This is a genomic window from Rossellomorea sp. NS-SX7 (assembly GCF_052828565.1).
On sequence record NZ_CM128249.1, the window covers coordinates 2,275,995 to 2,291,616 of the forward strand.

At 41.8% G+C, this 15,622-nt stretch carries 19 protein-coding genes; 3 read left to right on the top strand and 16 right to left on the bottom strand.

Going from position 1 to position 15,622, the window contains the following annotated elements:
- Window positions 1–130: 130 nt before the first annotated feature.
- Together ACUXV2_RS11350 and deoD are read right to left on the bottom strand one after the other, a co-directional pair.
- Window positions 131–991: a M15 family metallopeptidase gene (locus ACUXV2_RS11350; RefSeq protein WP_446243322.1), complete on the bottom strand. Its 861-nt coding sequence runs from the start codon at window positions 989–991 to the stop codon at window positions 131–133.
- Window positions 992–1,145: 154 nt separating this feature from the next.
- The gene (gene deoD / locus ACUXV2_RS11355; protein ID WP_175991311.1) at window positions 1,146–1,850 is read right to left on the bottom strand and encodes a purine-nucleoside phosphorylase; all 705 of its coding nucleotides are present in this window, start codon (window positions 1,848–1,850) and stop codon (window positions 1,146–1,148) included.
- A 278-nt stretch (window positions 1,851–2,128) separates the two neighbouring features.
- Here deoD and ACUXV2_RS11360 point away from each other — a divergent pair, with 278 nt between their 5' ends.
- On the top strand, window positions 2,129–2,272 hold the full coding sequence (locus tag ACUXV2_RS11360) for a hypothetical protein (protein WP_446243323.1): 144 nt from the start codon (window positions 2,129–2,131) through the stop codon (window positions 2,270–2,272).
- 63 nt (window positions 2,273–2,335) lie between these two features.
- On the opposite strand, the gene ACUXV2_RS11365 is transcribed toward ACUXV2_RS11360, so the two are convergent.
- From ACUXV2_RS11365 to ACUXV2_RS11380, 4 genes are all read right to left on the bottom strand, one after another.
- A complete protein-coding gene (locus tag ACUXV2_RS11365) occupies window positions 2,336–2,656 on the bottom strand; it encodes a YodL domain-containing protein (protein ID WP_446243324.1) in 321 nt (106 codons plus the stop codon).
- A 91-nt stretch (window positions 2,657–2,747) separates the two neighbouring features.
- Window positions 2,748–3,518 carry a sporulation protein gene (locus tag ACUXV2_RS11370; RefSeq protein WP_446243325.1) on the bottom strand — a complete coding sequence of 257 codons (771 nt, stop codon included), beginning with the start codon at window positions 3,516–3,518 and terminating at the stop codon, window positions 2,748–2,750.
- Between the two features lie 23 nt (window positions 3,519–3,541).
- On the bottom strand, window positions 3,542–4,276 hold the full coding sequence (locus ACUXV2_RS11375) for a serine/threonine protein kinase (protein ID WP_446243326.1): 735 nt from the start codon (window positions 4,274–4,276) through the stop codon (window positions 3,542–3,544).
- Between the two features lie 386 nt (window positions 4,277–4,662).
- Entirely contained in the window at window positions 4,663–4,839 is a 177-nt protein-coding gene (locus ACUXV2_RS11380; protein ID WP_175991306.1) for a YozD family protein, read from the bottom strand.
- Window positions 4,840–4,964: 125 nt separating this feature from the next.
- Here ACUXV2_RS11380 and ACUXV2_RS11385 point away from each other — a divergent pair, with 125 nt between their 5' ends.
- Window positions 4,965–5,132, top strand: a complete 168-nt coding sequence (locus ACUXV2_RS11385; RefSeq protein ID WP_446243327.1) for a hypothetical protein — start codon at window positions 4,965–4,967, stop codon at window positions 5,130–5,132.
- Here the strand turns inward: ACUXV2_RS11385 and ACUXV2_RS11390 are convergent.
- The 9 genes from ACUXV2_RS11390 to ACUXV2_RS11430 form a co-directional block, all read right to left on the bottom strand.
- Window positions 5,116–5,772: a hypothetical protein gene (locus ACUXV2_RS11390; RefSeq protein ID WP_446243328.1), complete on the bottom strand. Its 657-nt coding sequence runs from the start codon at window positions 5,770–5,772 to the stop codon at window positions 5,116–5,118. The genes ACUXV2_RS11385 and ACUXV2_RS11390 overlap by 17 nt on opposite strands.
- Before the next feature lie 204 nt (window positions 5,773–5,976).
- Window positions 5,977–6,201 carry a YozE family protein gene (locus tag ACUXV2_RS11395; protein ID WP_446243329.1) on the bottom strand — a complete coding sequence of 75 codons (225 nt, stop codon included), beginning with the start codon at window positions 6,199–6,201 and terminating at the stop codon, window positions 5,977–5,979.
- Window positions 6,202–6,278: 77 nt separating this feature from the next.
- Window positions 6,279–6,563: a YokU family protein gene (locus ACUXV2_RS11400; RefSeq protein WP_446243330.1), complete on the bottom strand. Its 285-nt coding sequence runs from the start codon at window positions 6,561–6,563 to the stop codon at window positions 6,279–6,281.
- A complete protein-coding gene (gene kamA, locus ACUXV2_RS11405) occupies window positions 6,553–7,968 on the bottom strand; it encodes a lysine 2,3-aminomutase (protein ID WP_446243331.1) in 1,416 nt (471 codons plus the stop codon). Before kamA ends, ACUXV2_RS11400 begins: the two co-directional genes overlap by 11 nt.
- A 96-nt stretch (window positions 7,969–8,064) precedes the next feature.
- Window positions 8,065–8,901 carry a putative beta-lysine N-acetyltransferase gene (ablB, locus tag ACUXV2_RS11410; protein ID WP_446243332.1) on the bottom strand — a complete coding sequence of 279 codons (837 nt, stop codon included), beginning with the start codon at window positions 8,899–8,901 and terminating at the stop codon, window positions 8,065–8,067.
- A 144-nt stretch (window positions 8,902–9,045) separates the two neighbouring features.
- Complete coding sequence (locus ACUXV2_RS11415; protein WP_446243333.1) at window positions 9,046–10,314, bottom strand: peptidase; 1,269 nt, start codon at window positions 10,312–10,314, stop codon at window positions 9,046–9,048.
- A gap of 24 nt (window positions 10,315–10,338) precedes the next feature.
- The gene (locus ACUXV2_RS11420; RefSeq protein ID WP_446247056.1) at window positions 10,339–11,001 is read right to left on the bottom strand and encodes a 3-oxoacid CoA-transferase subunit B; all 663 of its coding nucleotides are present in this window, start codon (window positions 10,999–11,001) and stop codon (window positions 10,339–10,341) included.
- Complete coding sequence (locus ACUXV2_RS11425) at window positions 10,980–11,672, bottom strand: 3-oxoacid CoA-transferase subunit A (protein ID WP_446243334.1); 693 nt, start codon at window positions 11,670–11,672, stop codon at window positions 10,980–10,982. Before ACUXV2_RS11425 ends, ACUXV2_RS11420 begins: the two co-directional genes overlap by 22 nt.
- Before the next feature lies 1 nt (window position 11,673).
- The gene (locus tag ACUXV2_RS11430; RefSeq protein ID WP_446243335.1) at window positions 11,674–12,993 is read right to left on the bottom strand and encodes an aspartate aminotransferase family protein; all 1,320 of its coding nucleotides are present in this window, start codon (window positions 12,991–12,993) and stop codon (window positions 11,674–11,676) included.
- Window positions 12,994–13,502: 509 nt separating this feature from the next.
- Between ACUXV2_RS11430 and ACUXV2_RS11435 the strand changes: the two genes are divergently transcribed.
- On the top strand, window positions 13,503–15,302 hold the full coding sequence (locus tag ACUXV2_RS11435; protein WP_446243336.1) for a methyl-accepting chemotaxis protein: 1,800 nt from the start codon (window positions 13,503–13,505) through the stop codon (window positions 15,300–15,302).
- Between the two features lie 61 nt (window positions 15,303–15,363).
- Here the strand turns inward: ACUXV2_RS11435 and ACUXV2_RS11440 are convergent, their stop codons facing one another.
- Window positions 15,364–15,510 carry a YjcZ family sporulation protein gene (locus ACUXV2_RS11440; RefSeq protein ID WP_446243337.1) on the bottom strand — a complete coding sequence of 49 codons (147 nt, stop codon included), beginning with the start codon at window positions 15,508–15,510 and terminating at the stop codon, window positions 15,364–15,366.
- Window positions 15,511–15,622 lie beyond the last annotated feature (112 nt).

Consider the following 15,622-nt stretch of genomic DNA (forward strand, 5'->3'; position numbering starts at 1 on the left):
TTAACCTGGTCTTTAGATTAATGTCTGCAGTTTGCTTCCAAATATTCACTCCAATCCTCTAATTAACATAATAAAGTTATTACAAACAAATAAAGGCAGGATGCTTAGTTATGCATCCTGCCTACTGTCATTAGATTTTTTTCACATTCTGGAAATATTCTTCCAAGGTCCAGTCATTTTCATGTATGACCTTGGCTGCTTGGGGTCCAACGTATCTGAAATGCCATGGCTCATATTGGTACTTGGTTATATCCACTTTATCCTCAGGATAACGCAGGATGAAACCGTACTTATAAGCATTTTCAGCTAGCCATTTACCTTCTTTCGTTTGACCGAATTCAATATTCACTTGGAATTCATTACTTTTACTTGAAATATCGATTGCAAGTCCCGACTGATGCTCACTTTGCCCAGGCGGTGCAACAGCCATAACGGCTTTTTCTTTACCAAACTGCTCGATTTCACGATTCAACAGCATTTCTTGATATTCATATGAACGATAACCTGAAATAGCTGTAAGGAAGATTTGCTGTGATTCCGCCTCTGCAAACATCTGCTCCAACGCCTTTGCGGCTTCTTCACGGATATATGCTTTTTCAAGTTCCTGGTTCCCAAATACGAAAGGAACTTTTGGACGTACTAGATCTTTCGGTTTATACTCACCCAGCGCAAATTCTTTATTCACAAGCGCAAGGATATTGGCAGGATTCTGGATGACCTGCTTGCCGTTCACTTCCTTCACATGATTGAAGAATTGTGATTCCAATTGCAATTCAGGAGGAACAGTTTCTTCTGCTGGTATTTGTTCATTTGTATCTTCCTCTTGTGGTTCCGCAGGTGATTCCGTTACCCCTTGATTGGTGTCTTCTTCCTTTTCTTGTGTTTCTTCCGTCTGTTTTTTACCCAATAAGTTCTCTGACCATTCTTGTGCTTGCTGACACCCTGATAACATAACAAGGGAGCCGGCAATAACCAGGATGACCTTTTTCATACTTTCACCTAGTTTCTCTGTAATGTTCCATCCTCAATATTAACATGAATTCTTTATTATGTAATCAGTATAATCTACTGTAAGACGGACTCAAGCCATAATAAAACTGCTTACTATTCAGTAAGCAGTTTTACGTAAGCGTTATCTTTTTAAATTATTCCTTGATTGCTGCTTCCAGAGCCACTTCAATCATCTCGTTGAATGTAGTTTGGCGCTCTTCGGCTGAAGTCTCTTCACCTGTTAGAATATGGTCGCTTACAGTCAATACAGAAAGTGCGTTCCGTCCATATTTTGAAGCTAATGTGTAAAGGGCCGAAGTTTCCATTTCAATGGCAAGGATCCCGTATTGCGCCCATTTTTCATGTTCAGCATTATCGTTGTAGAACATATCCGCTGTAAAGACATTTCCGACTTTAAGGCTCAGACCTTTTTCGACACCACTGTCATAAGCACGCTTCAATAAATCAAAATTAGCTGTAGGGGCATAATCGATCCCATTGAAAGTCAAACGGTTCATTTGCGAATCAGTGGATGAAGTCATTGCCAGGATAACGTCGCGTACCTTGACATCCTTTTGGATTGCACCGCAAGTTCCCACACGGATCAAGTTCTGGACATTGTAGCTTTGCATCAATTCGTTAATGTAGATTGAAATGGATGGTACCCCCATGCCCGTCCCCTGTACACTGATTCTTTTTCCTTTATACGTTCCCGTATATCCAAACATATTACGCACTTCGTTATAACATACAGGGTTCTCCAAAAATGTTTCTGCTATATATTTTGCGCGTAACGGATCTCCAGGGAGTAACACCGTTTCTGCAATTTCATTTTCTTTTGCATTAATATGTACGCTCATCTTACAATTCCTCCTATCTTAGACTGCCTGAAGTACTATTGTAATCCTTTTTAAAAGCATATGCAACGATACGTAAGTTCACGGATAGTAACTCATGAACTGGTAAGACTATAAACAGAAGGAGGTATGTATGGTCATGACAAAAGAAAAAATGAGTAAAAAACTTCAGCAGGCTGTCCAGCATGCGAATGAAACAAACCCTTCTACCCGCTCTAGGACTCAACCTAACTCTTCAAGGACCGAAAGACTAAAATCTTAAATGATGAGGAGGAGACATTTTGGGTAAAAAGCATAGAAACAGAATAAATTCGCCTAAGAAAAATAATCATATACCTAAAGAAGCAATCGAGGCAGAACACAATGCCCATGCTAAAGAAGATTCAACTGTAAATAGGAAAAACGGTCCCGGCCACCACATCTGATCATAACAAAAGGAAAGATTCCCTGTTCTTCATGGAGTCTTTCCTTTCTTTAGTATTTAGTCTTTAGTGAATGAGGATTCTATTTACCCTTTTCCATCCATTCGGCTGTAATCGGTAGTAAAAATGACCTCTTCTGCCTTCATCAATAAAAATGATATCACGGGTGGCGATATACCGGCCATTGTAGTCATCCGGCATCAGATCGGGAACATTAAAAATCCTGAATGTTTCATAAAGGGCCTCTTCATGATTATTCGCTTCTATTGTGATTCGATATACCTCCTGGTACCCTTTTTCTTGTCCGTATTTTGGAGTTTGAAAGACGGTAATGTCATAACTGGACCTCAGCATCCTTGGTCGTTTGATTTTTTCAAGTAAAAGCATGAGCACCCCTCCGATTAAGTTGTACTCATAGTATTAAACAAAGGGTTTGTCGAATCCTTCAGCAAAAAATAGGAACCTTTGTCGAAATCGTTTAAACGAACTTCTCGATGGTTTCCTTCAACCTTGAAGGCAGCTGTGGAAGATCGGATGAACGGATTGTCATTTCCACCATGGACTCATCCATTTCAAGTGCTTCCGCAAGAAATCCACCCAGCCCCCTCGCTCTCCGATCCACTTCAATCAGAACTTCCGCCTGTTCCTCGGATTGATTAATGAACATCAATTCGATTTCATCCAGTGATCGTTGGTATTGTCCATTCACAGGGACGAATTCAAACTCCTGTATGAATGGATAGCGCCCTCTGAAACGACGGGGAGCCTGTTCACACTCGACTTTTCGGATTCTGAATCCCAAATCTTGAACTGATTGAAGAACGGCATTGATTAAATGATTGGGGAGAATTTCAATATAATCTTTGTCTTTTGGATCTACCGCGTTTTTAATATCCAGACCGGTAGCGACCCACACCCTTGTATTACCGTACGTAATCGGTGTTTCATAAGGAATGGTGAATGAAAAAGGGAACTCTTTCTTTTCATTTTCACCGATTGTGAATGGTTCTGAAATTTGTACTTTTTGAATGGGTGCATAATCAGTATACTTCTTGTCGTCTGACTCACGAATATAAGTAGTGTAAAGAGTCAAGTATATCGAATCGATCGTTTGGGATGTACTTCCACCAGTGATTTCCACAACACCCTTGGCTGTTTCTCCTGCTTGAAAGCTTGATTTTTCCAATTTTGTATCGACTGTTGCAGCGCCAATTCCAATCGACGCAAACACTTTGTTAAAAAATGACATGTGATTCCCTCCGGTTTCATCTGTTATTTCGAATACCTTAATTTCAGTAATTCATCACGCACTTCTTCCGCATTTTCAAATGGAGTGTCATTCCTGAGCAGCCTTTTAATCAGGACACTGGTTTCCAGACTGATCTCCAATTCTTCCTCCCAGCTTTTTTCATTTCGTTCAACGGGCTCATAAGAAGAATAAAGCAGGAACAACAGAAAATGTCCCAATGCATATAAATCGCTTCTTGCAGTCTTTTCCCTCATATAATCTTTATGATTCAGGGGTTCTCTTTCAGACTCCATCACAATCTTACAAGCAAGCCCGAAATCGATGATATTTATTTCCCCGTTATCCCACAATATATTCGGGATTCGCAGATCCCTGTGCACATACCCATTATGATGGATATCGATGATCAAATTCACTAATTTGATACCTATTTCTAAAGATTCTTCTTCTGAATAGGTTTTTCCTTCTGCAAAAATTAAATCTTCAAACGTTTTGCCCCCCATTTTTCCCATAATGAAATAAGGAGTCTTTTGGTGAAATCCAATATGGAATACTTCTGGAAAATGGGGATGATGCAGTTCTTTCAAGACCGCTGTTTCGTTATCGACATATCCTCTGTAGTCGGAAAACAATTTCTTATAGGGCCGGACTCTTTTCAGTACGGCTTCCTTTCCTGTTTTAATATGCCGAACCGAGTAAGCAGTGCCATAGCTTCCCTTCCCTATACAATCAATGATTTGATGTTGATGGACAATCACGCCCTTCTTCCATTCTATTTCAAAGTTGTCAATGAACCTTCGAAACATGGATTGTATCATCACGAAAGCCTAGCTGCTGAAAAAGCTTGAAAAGAAACTTTTGCTCTTATATTTTTTCTTATAATAGTGATGACCATAATGTTTATTCTTTTTGTGCTTCCCCCACGAATTACTCGAGCTGTAGTAACGGGGTTTTGAATGAGAACCTAACAGACTCTTCAATATTTTCTTTAGCATACCTGCTACCTCCATATTCAACTTTCTATATCAGCACTGACTATATATACGGTTTGATGGCTCCCATGGTTTCAAAAATTTGATGAAAGCAAAAAAGGTCCGTCCCTCAGCATATTGCATTGCGCTGAGGGACGGACCTTTGATTTGATTTATACGTCCTCTTCCCATTCCTCGTCGATGATGCACTTGGCAATCAGATACTCGAAGGTTATGTCTGCAAGTTCTTCCAGTTCATCTTCAGAAGGTACATAGCCTCTTTGCACAAGTTCTTTCATGAAGAATTCGGCAATTTCTTCCGTGTCGATAAAGACTTCTATCTCCCGCATTTGATCGCCCCCTTTGATTCTCAATTTATGATACCGGCAGCTTAGTTATGCCAGCAGAAAAAAAGTTTTCATAAGAGATTTAGGACAAGCATACACTTTATCATTAAGATTAGAGGAGAGATTATATGTTGACGTTTATTAAAAAAGGCCAATCCACTTTAAAAGACTTAGAAAACGGTGAAGGGAAAATTGCAGCCTTCATGCATTGGATCCTTCGTACAATATTGATTTCTTTCTTACTGATAAGTGTTCCGCTATTTTTATATATTATGTGGATCATTCCTTCTCTTTAACGGCTGAATGTGAATTCGCATGATTTTTTAATTGTTCAAGTACATGCTCCATCTTCTTTTTATATATGTTATCGTGAAAGAAAAGATAAAGAGCTTTATAGTCATTATAGTAATCGAGCAGCTGGTCTACCCAGCTTATCTTATGTGAGGGTGACTTAAGGAGTTTTGTCTTTGCATCCTTTTTTTGCGGAAACACAAATCCGTATTTCTTAATAAACGCCTCTGCCTGCTCTTCATCGGCTACGAGAGTGATTTCATCTTCATCTGCCTCCAGCCATTCCCCGTCTGTGACCCTCATCAGCTCATATATTACATCTTCCCATGCATCGTCCTTATAACGCCAGATTTCCGTTCTGAATCCGACTACTTTAAATAAGTCCTCTTCGTAACCTTTGACAATGACAAGATCCCCAAATAGGAATTTATATTCAATATCGATTTGTTCTTGTTCGAAAATATATCCGTCATACGATTCAAGCAGTTCAAGTGCCTTCTCTTTAAATAATCCTTCACTTTCGTTTACTTCATATAGGAATTCGCCATCGAGCTTTTTGATATTTGTAATTTTACCAACTGTCCCGTAGATGGTAACGACCACTGTTTCCCCTACCCTGAATCTAGGCTCTTTTCGATTCTTCATTCTCCCCTCACCCTTAATCGCCTTTTTTATATAATATGCAAAAATCGCTATAACGGGATACAAGAATTCGGTTTCTCCGCTCTACAATGAAATCTATACTCATACCCAGCTCTGGCTGAAGATGTTTACTCCATTTAACATACCGATTATTATATAAAAAGACTGACTTCAGTTGAAAGCTTCACATCAGTCAGTCTTTATTCATTATCCTTTTTCTTCTATTAAATATTGATCCCAGGCCCGATCGAAGATGGACATACTGTCTAAATAAGAGCCATTCATCTCGAGGTATGAACTGATTTCATCATAAACCTTGGATTGTTTCGGGAAGCTGTGATCATCATAAGCTGCGTTTGCAAACTTCGTTAAATCATCTTTTGCTGCAGGCTGCCTATATTTCATTAAATAATGATAAAATGACTTTCTCATCCAAACACCTATCCTTTTTGAACATTTCTTTTCTAAAGGATAGCGGATGATGGAGCATCCGTAAAGGATACCGATTATCAAAAACGAAAATAATTTTTCTTCAATAACCTTGGAATCTTCATGAGTTCTTCGTACGTAACTGTATTTGAAAGCCTTTTTGTATCAATCAACATTAATTGATCCTCTATTTCATTGATGACATGCTCCTCCTGATATTCCATTCCGCATGTTCTGCACTTGATACCCGGGACATCAGCTATTGTAATGGCCCTCGTCCCATCAGGCAGCTCCCAATACACATTTCCTTTTGCCGCTGTGGCGTCATATTCACTGCACCATTCACATCTGTGCTTATTTTCCATCGATCGATTCTTCCTTTTTACCATCATTCATCTTTGCAAGCATTGCTTTATGTTTCTTCTCTTTCAGCTGGTCCCGTTTGTCCCTGAAGTCCTTCAGTGAATTATGGGCTGGATCTTCTTCGTATTTCTTTCTCCGTTCCAATCTTTTTAATCCACTAGGTGTTAAAGAAGCGTGTGTATCATTCATCAGTCCCGCTATACCGATGGTTGTATCTTTGATTTCTTCATCATGATAGATTTCTTTAAAATAATCATCAGCTTTGCCAGGTACATATCCTTGAGGTTCAGGGTACGTCGAAATCACCCCTTCAAAGTTACGGACAACCACTTTTGATGCACTTTGTGAGATAAGGTAATTCGGCTGAAGCGAGATTTTCCCTCCTCCGCCTGGTGCATCCAACACGAATGTCGGCACTGCATATCCTGAAGTATGCCCTCTTAATCCTTCCATGATTTCGAGCCCTTTCGCTACAGGCGCCCTGAAATGACCGATCCCTTCCGATAAGTCACATTGATAAATATAGTATGGCCGCACCCGAATCTTGACAAGATCATGCATCAGCTTCTTCATAATCGGGGTGCTGTCGTTGATCCCGGCTAAGATGACGGCCTGGTTGCCTACCGGTACCCCTGCATCAGCAAGCATTTCACATGCCTTTTTGGATTCTTTAGTGATTTCGATCGACGTATTGAAATGTGTATTCAGCCATACAGGGTGATACTTCTTAAGGATGCTGCAGAGGTTTTCTGTGATTCGCTGCGGAAACACCACGGGAGCCCTGGTACCGATCCGGATGATTTCCACATGTGGAATGTCCCTGAGATTCTTTAAGATGTATTCCAGTATCTGATCATTGATCAATAACCCGTCTCCCCCGGACAATAGAACATCCCTTACAGCCGGCGTCTCACGAATATATTGAATTGCTGCATCCAGCTGTTTTTTCGGTACGCCCATGCCTATTTGGCCGGAGAATCGTCTTCTTGTACAATAACGGCAGTACATGGAACATTGGTTGGTGACCAGAAACAGCACTCGATCAGGGTATCTGTGTGTCAAGCCCGGTACAGGGGAGTCCTCATCCTCATGTAACGGATCTTCTAAGTCGTATTTTGTTTTGTTAATTTCTTTCCCGATCGGTACCGATTGCATTCTGATTGGACACCTTGGATCATCTTCATTCATTAACCATGCATAATAAGGCGTAATATTTAAAGGGATTGTCTTTGTTGAAATCCTGACCCCTTCTTCCTCTTCCGGAGTAAGGTTCACCACTTTTTTCAAGTCTTCGAGTGTCCTTATCGTATTGGTCAGCTGCCATAGCCAGTTATTCCATTGTTCATCAGTGACATCTTTCCAAAGCTCTATGTCTTTCCAGTGTCTCTTTGGTTTATACAGATTCATCCTCAAATCATCCACCATCCCTCTTAAAGTTTCACCCTAAGATCCATATGATGATCGGCACTTTCCGTCAGACTATGATTCGTCTCTTGTTTCTGTTCATTGCCACAGATCCTTTTCCCATATATTCATATCTTCCATTTTGTCGTAGATATAACAATTGTTGGCTAGCCTTCCCCTATACCGATATCCCAGTTGATGAAAGGCTGCATTCATCCCATAAGAGAGGGCTCTTGCTATCGTGTAGGCACAATAGATTTCCCGAGACCGTAATTCATCTTCCAGTTTGGCAATCAGATTCTTCATGAAACCGCCTTTCCTATAGTGAGGGAGGGTGGCGCAGTCAGTAATTTCAGCATTCTTATATTGAGAATCCACTTCTGCAGATGCTGCACTGATCACCTGATCGTCTTCCCTGATGCATACAAAGATTGTCCCTTTATTCATTGCATCCCTTATATATTCTGGATCGTGCAAAGGTACCGGATAAAGCTGGAATACCTTTTGGTATAAATGGGCTAATTCTTCTGCATGGCCGGCCTCCGCCAACTGGATGGATTGTTCTGCGATCTTTTCATGGGGCTGCCTTCTCAGCTTTTGAACGGAAGAAAGAATGGCATCCTCATCACACCAATAGCTGCTTGCACGCCGTTCATCCTTCATGAATTTTGACATGAAATGGGCGGTGTCCCCGTTAAAGTAATGGGTGACCTCACCTTCGTGAACATATCCCATTTCTAATAGAATTTTAAATTGATATTCCCTTGCTTTAATGATCAGTTTTTCACACTGATCAAAACCACTTTCAGTTTCTAAGTGTGTTAATAGGGATGGTAGATTTCCGCGAACATCATCCACCCGAATCCTCTTGTTTACCCCATCCCTGTAAACGGATGCAGAGAATGTTGATTGTTTGATCGTTTCATACTTCTGCATATCAAACACCCTTTTTTATCAGCATATGACTTGGAATAGGAGGTTATGAAACAAACATCCCAAAAAAGAACAACCAATCTTTGACCATGGCTGTTCCAGCATACCCGGGCTGACTACCCTGATATTCGGTAAATGGGTATCGCATTATGCTTCGCTGTTACACCAATCTATAATGAATAAAGCAAGTATTTCTGCAGTTTGAAATACTCTTTCCAATTCGATGAATTCATTCGCGTCATGAGCAGCTTCCGTTGTACCCGGACCAAATACGACGACAGGGATTCCTCCACCTTGAGAAAGAATTCCACCATCTGTCCCCCATGGGGAAGCTTCGATTACGGGTGCAGAAGTCATCACCTTTTCAAAGCAGTTCTTTAGATGATTCATAATAGGATGATCAGGGGATAAGTCACTCGGCTGCCATCTGCCGCCAAACCACTCTATTTCTACCGGATGATCTTGAAGCCAAGGGTCATCTCCCCCGAGCCTGGCAAGGCATTGTTCAACTTCGTGTTCAACCCGTTCCATCGACTCCCATGGCGCAACCCCCACTCTTCCTTCGATCACGGCTAAATCCGGTACAGAAGATGGCCATTTTCCACTTTCGATCTTCCCTATATTGATCGGTAAGGGTATCGGCACGTTTTCATATAGAGGATCATTTACTCTACTGTTCCTCTCTTGCTCCAGTTTCTTCAGTGCTGAAATGACGGTGAAGCCTTTTTCAATCGCGTTGATTCCTTCATATCTGGTACCACCATGGGCCGCTTTCCCTTTCACAGCAAGCCTGAACCACATAGAGCCTTGCTGTTTCGGGAAAATCTTCATATTTGTCGGCTCGGGTATGATGGCCCCGTCCGCTTTATATCCTCGAAGCAATGCTGAAAGAGTGCCGGTGCCGCCGCTCTCTTCTTCTATTACACTCTGAAAAATGAGGTCCCCCTTCAAAGGGATCTGTAAGTCCCGTATCACTTCTATTGCTAATAAAAGTGCTGCCGTTCCTCCTTTCATATCTGTTGAGCCGCGTCCATATAATTTCCCCTCGGATACAATCCCGCTGTAGGGGTCATCTCTCCAATCCGCCGCGTCGCCTTCGGGAACGACATCGATGTGACCATTTAAGATCAGGCTCTTCCCGCCCCCTTTTCCCTTCAATAAAGCTGCCACGTTAGGGTTTCCTTTAAAGTCATAACGGTCACAGCGATAAAAAGGATGCTTTTTCAATTCGTGCGTCTGAACTTCCCATATATCAAGTTTCAATCCCAATTCCCTGCATTTCTCGATAATGATCGCCTGTGCCTTGTTTTCATTTCCCCTTGTACTGTCTTCTTGAACCAGTTTTTGCAGAAGTTCCACTGTACTTTTCTTTTTTTCATTTACTATATTTTTTATGAGACGATGGACATCTTTCAACCCTGATCCCTCTCCTCTCCATCCCTAATAGGAATAAATCATGTGGGGGCTTATGATAAAATCTGCTTCCGTCGAATCTTTTATTTGCCTTAAAGTGTACGGCTGGAATATTTCTATCAATGTCAATCGTCCATGTTCGATGGTGAACACTCCACGATCTGTGATGATCATGGAGACACATTGTTTTGCCGTTAAGGGCAGCGTACACTCTTTGACTAATTTACTATGATGATACTTATCCAAGTGGGTCATTAAGACGATTACTTTTTTCGCTTTGGAAGCAAGCTCCGTGGCTCCTCCCATACCAGGGACTTTTTTGCCGGGGATGATCCAATTTGCCAGGTCTCCCTTTTCACTTACTTGCAAGGAACCAAGTATGGTTAAATCGATTTTCCCCCTTCGGATCATCGCGAACGCTGCGGCGCTGTCTGTATAACACCCCCCTGTAATCAACGAGACAGGGAACCCGCCTGCATTGCACAGATTTCCATCTTCCAGACCCCTGGAAGGAGCTGCCCCTATACCTACAATTCCATTTTCAGAATGAAAAATGACCCCATACCCTGTAGGGAGATGGTTGGGTACAAGTGAAGGGATGCCTATTCCAAGATTGACGATCATCCCTTCCTTTACTTCCTGGGCAGCTCGCTTTGCCAGTCTATTCTTTATTCCCATATCCATTTCCAGTCGACTCCTTTAGAAGGTACAATATGATCAACGAATACCCCTGAGGTCACCACCTCTTCAGGATCCAGATCTCCGGCCTCCACGATTTCTTCAGCCTCCACAATGGTGATATCAGAAGCCATTGCCACCAAAGGATTTGTATTTCTGGCACTTTTGTCATAGACAAGGTTCCCGAAAGGATCAGCTTTCTTGGCAAAAACGATTCCTATTTGAGAAGTCAATGCAGACTCAAACATATATGTTTTCCCTTCGATTTCGATTATTTTCTTCCCCTTATTCAAGTAAGGGTCATCTATACCTATCTCGGTAATGATTCCTTTCAGCCCCACACCGCCGGCCCTGATCCTTTCCGCAAGAATTCCCTGTGGAGAAAATTCCACTTCAAGCTTTCCTTCACTCATTAAGCTGCCTGCAACCGGATTCGATCCGATATGAGAGGCTATCACTTTTTTCACCCTGTTATCAGCAACCAGCTGTCCAATCCCTATGTGGGGGAAACCGGTATCGTTGCCGATGATCGTCAGATCTTTTATCCCCCAATCCAGGATGCTCTTAATGATAGTCGGGGGTGAACCTACTCCTCCAAATCCGCCAAACATCAACGTCATATTATGATTGAAAAGGGGCTTGATTTTCTCATAACTGCATGTTTTTTGCAGGTTTCCGCACATGTTAAACCTCCTTCCCATTCTTTTCGGCCGTTTGAAAGGTGGAACGTAACCTTTTATATACTTCCTCAAGCTCCCTTTTTGAACTGTTCAATGGCGGTGCGATAATGATTGCTGAACCTCTTCTGCCGTCAATGCCCGCAGCCGCCGGATATAGAAGGATACCGTTTTCAACACCCGCTGCGACGATGGAAGAAGTAAATGCACTGCCCATTTCTTTGCTTGTGGATTCAAATTCAATACCCAGCAATAAGCCCCTGCCTCTTATCTCTCCCACAAAGGAAAATTCATTTTTCAACTTGCCCAATAGGTTTTTTAAGTACGTACTTTTACTCTCTACACCTTCAATGATCTTTTCCGACTCGATAAGCCTCAGGACTGACAGCGCTGCTGCGGAAGAAAGAGGATTGCCGCTGAAAGTGTGCCCGCTCATTATCACTCTTGTCCCATTTAAAATGGGATCCATCACGTAATCGGATATCAGCGTCGCCGCTATCGGGGCATATCCGGCACTCAGCCCTTTACCCACTGCCACAATATCAGCTTCCACCCCCCATTGTTCAAGAGCTAAAAACGTTCCTGTTCGTCCACAGCCGGTCATGACTTCATCAGAAATGAACAGAATATCATTACGTTTGCAGATTTCCTTGACTCGTCGATAATATTCTTTCGGAGGAGTGATTGCACCCCCTGCCGCTCCAATGATCGGCTCTGAAATGAACCCCGCTATATTCTCTGCACCGATACGCGTTATCATGATCTCAAGCTGCTCTGCACAAGCCAGGTCACAGGAAGGATAAGTCTTCCCAAACGGACATTTCGAGCAATATGGAGGTTCGATTGCCGGCCAATCCCCAATGTTTGAATCGAAACGCTCCCGGCGTACAGGATGACCGGATGCTGATAAAGCTCCAAACGTTATCCCATGATAACTGAGCCATCTTGACATGATTCTTCTTTTGGAGGGCCTTCCTTTTTCCTGCCAATGCTGCAGAGCAATTTTTATCGCTGTTTCCACTGCTTCCGATCCGCTGTTCACAAAGAAGCTCCATGGATACCCTGTTCTCTCATGAAGATACTCGGCAAGATCCTCGGCCGGCTGATTGCTGAATTGCGATCGGTAGACAAAAGCGACTTTGTTTCCCTGATCAACAATCGATTGAATGATTTCCTCCATGCCATGTCCCAAATTTGCAGTGACAGCCCCGGAACATGCGTCAACATATTCCCTCCCAGCCGTATCATACAGATAAACACCCTTCCCATAGTCAATCATCGGGTAGTGGTCACCAATCAAAGGTTTAATTAGATGTGAATGAGGCATATTCTCCCTCCTGAAGACTCAATGTCAAGTCCCTATTCATTTGTCCCTGGATTCACAAATGAAGGTTCCTTACTTACATTCATATGTTTGGAAACAGGAATCTTTCTTTTCAATTCAAAAAATCCGGTAAAACGAATCGCCGCATTCACCCTAGGAATTTACGGGACCAAAGTCCCGATAAACATAATGAGAATGCAGTCAAGATTCGTTCACCAATGTTTGTCTTCACGTAATAAAGTGACATTTTTTTCTTCTATCCAAAACGGTTGACCACCCATAAACATTGTTAAAACAATACTATTCTCGATGGATGATTTTGTCGGATGTTAAAAATACGAATAAAAACAAACAATATTATTATTTTGTTCGTTTTTATTAAAATTTGATAAAATTCTTAAAAATTCGACATAAAGTCTCCAAATAGACTAGATTATTCATTACAATATGGGTAAAATAATGGTAAGTTCATCCTTTGATGCTACTTTTTTCACGTCCAGGAGGGGGATGCAGTGATAAAGAAAAAATTAACATCGCCAATTAAATTGCCAAAAGGAAAGAAAAAGAAAACCAGCGGGGAAAAGAAAAAGAATGGTCGGGGATTATTTACATATTTTCGTACAATCCGTGGAAAAGTCGTTCTTTCATTCGGTTTACTGACCGTTGTACTATTAATTCTTGCCTCTACTTCATACTACAATATGATGAAGCTAGAAAGTGAAATCAAAACATTAATAGAATACGATATGAAGGTAGATACAAAGGTAAAGGACTTATCTAAAGTTTTAAATGACATTGAAATCGGTGAACAGGGATTTGTCATTACAGGCGCAACAGGGTTTTTAGCCCCATACGGAAATGGCAAAAATCAGGTTGAAAATCACTTTAAAGATTTAGAGAACCTGTTGAAAGATGACCCGGAACAGCTTGATAAGCTGAGTAAAATCACCAAGCAGTATGAATACTGGATCCAGTTTGTTGACAGGGTCATTGAGACGAGGAAAGATGACGGTCTTGAAAAAGCAGCTGCTTTAGTGGAATCTGGGACAGGTAAGAAATACCTGGATGGAATCCGTTCCTACGTAGATATGATTGTAGTCGATCAGGAGAAAGATCTTAACAAGAGGATAGATTCTTTGAATCAACAAGTCACATTATCTAAGATTGCGACTATCAGTCTATCAGCATTCGCTGTATTGTTAGCTGTATTCTTTGGTTTTGTTCTCTCTAAGAACATTAAAACCAATGTAAAGAAGATCAGCCGCTCAATCTTGGAAATCGCTAATGCAGGCGGTGACCTGACGAAACGGATCAATGTTAAATCGAAGGATGAATTGGCTGGACTCGCTTCAGATACAAACCAGCTCATCGAAGGTATATCCGTATTGGTCAGACAGGTTTCAGAAATGGCGGAAAATGTTTCTGCGAGTTCTCAGCAGCTGCTCGCTTCTGCAGAAGAAACGTCAAGGACCATCACCTCCATCGCGGAGACTTCAAGTGAAATCGCAGCCGGCACTGATCAGACAACAATGAAGATGTCAACTTCATTTGAAAAAATGAACAGTCTGGAAGAAGCCGCCCGTTTTATGTTCGACCAGGCTGAATTAGTGAAACAGACGGCTCATGATATGAGGCAGGTAGCTGAAAAAGGCGGCAAATCTGTTCACGCATCTTCCACTAAAATGATGAATATAGAAGAGACAATGGCCAATACAAGCCAAACAGTCGAAGCTTTAGGAAAACGTTCATCACAAATCACCACGATTATCGGCACGATTACTGAAATTGCAGAACAAACGAACCTCCTCGCGCTGAATGCCGCCATCGAGGCCGCTCGTGCAGGTGAACACGGCCGCGGTTTTGCCGTTGTCGCAGATGAAGTGAGAAAGCTTGCCGAACAATCACAACGAGCTGCAAAAGGTGTTACAGAAATCGTGCACAGTATTCAGGAAGAAGTCAATGAAATCATTAAACAAAACTCCGATGGTGTGAAAGAGGTCATTGCAGGGGTCGAGATCACCAATGAAACAAACGCTTCCCTTGAAGATATCTTAAGTCAAACGAATAAAACGACTGTCGTCGTAAATGAAATGGTGGACCATATTCAATCGACACTCAACCTCAGCAAGGAAGTAGCCAATTCATTCGCACAGGTAAACGAAATTGCAGCTGCAACTGCAGCGAACACAGAATCCACTGCAGCAGCATCCGAACAAGGATCCGCTGCCATGCAGGAAGTCACTGCAAGTGCTTCAGAATTGTCCCAGCAAGCTGAGAAGTTAAAGGAACTTATATCAAGTTTTAAGATATAAACTCCTATAAATAAAAAAAGGTGCCGAAGCAATCAGCTTCGGCACCTTTTTACCATACATTTTATTTACAGAAACATACAGCCCCGATGATGATCAACAAAATAAACAAGACGACAATCAATGCAAAGCTATTGTAAGCTCCAGCAACAGGATAACCATATCCCGGATAGCATTGAGTTTGGGTTGGTTCAACAGCACCTTTATACATTCAAATCTCTCCTCATTTTTTATTTACACTTCAATGTATGTCAAAAGCCCGGCCACTGTTTGTGTATTTGCCTATTTTGCCCAGAAAAGAATTCTTTTCACCATACAGGCTT

Coding starts and splice junctions, on each gene's coding strand:
- ACUXV2_RS11350 (WP_446243322.1), bottom strand. CDS start 991: ATGAAAAAGGTCATCCTGGTTATTGCCGGCTCCCTTGTTATGTTATCA.
- deoD (WP_175991311.1), bottom strand. CDS start 1,850: ATGAGCGTACATATTAATGCAAAAGAAAATGAAATTGCAGAAACGGTG.
- ACUXV2_RS11365 (WP_446243324.1), bottom strand. CDS start 2,656: ATGCTTTTACTTGAAAAAATCAAACGACCAAGGATGCTGAGGTCCAGT.
- ACUXV2_RS11370 (WP_446243325.1), bottom strand. CDS start 3,518: ATGTCATTTTTTAACAAAGTGTTTGCGTCGATTGGAATTGGCGCTGCA.
- ACUXV2_RS11380 (WP_175991306.1), bottom strand. CDS start 4,839: ATGCGGGAGATAGAAGTCTTTATCGACACGGAAGAAATTGCCGAATTC.
- ACUXV2_RS11385 (WP_446243327.1), top strand. CDS start 4,965: ATGTTGACGTTTATTAAAAAAGGCCAATCCACTTTAAAAGACTTAGAA.
- ACUXV2_RS11390 (WP_446243328.1), bottom strand. CDS start 5,772: ATGAAGAATCGAAAAGAGCCTAGATTCAGGGTAGGGGAAACAGTGGTC.
- ACUXV2_RS11395 (WP_446243329.1), bottom strand. CDS start 6,201: ATGAGAAAGTCATTTTATCATTATTTAATGAAATATAGGCAGCCTGCA.
- ACUXV2_RS11400 (WP_446243330.1), bottom strand. CDS start 6,563: ATGGAAAATAAGCACAGATGTGAATGGTGCAGTGAATATGACGCCACA.
- kamA (WP_446243331.1), bottom strand. CDS start 7,968: ATGAATCTGTATAAACCAAAGAGACACTGGAAAGACATAGAGCTTTGG.
- ablB (WP_446243332.1), bottom strand. CDS start 8,901: ATGCAGAAGTATGAAACGATCAAACAATCAACATTCTCTGCATCCGTT.
- ACUXV2_RS11425 (WP_446243334.1), bottom strand. CDS start 11,672: ATGTGCGGAAACCTGCAAAAAACATGCAGTTATGAGAAAATCAAGCCC.
- ACUXV2_RS11430 (WP_446243335.1), bottom strand. CDS start 12,993: ATGCCTCATTCACATCTAATTAAACCTTTGATTGGTGACCACTACCCG.
- ACUXV2_RS11440 (WP_446243337.1), bottom strand. CDS start 15,510: ATGTATAAAGGTGCTGTTGAACCAACCCAAACTCAATGCTATCCGGGA.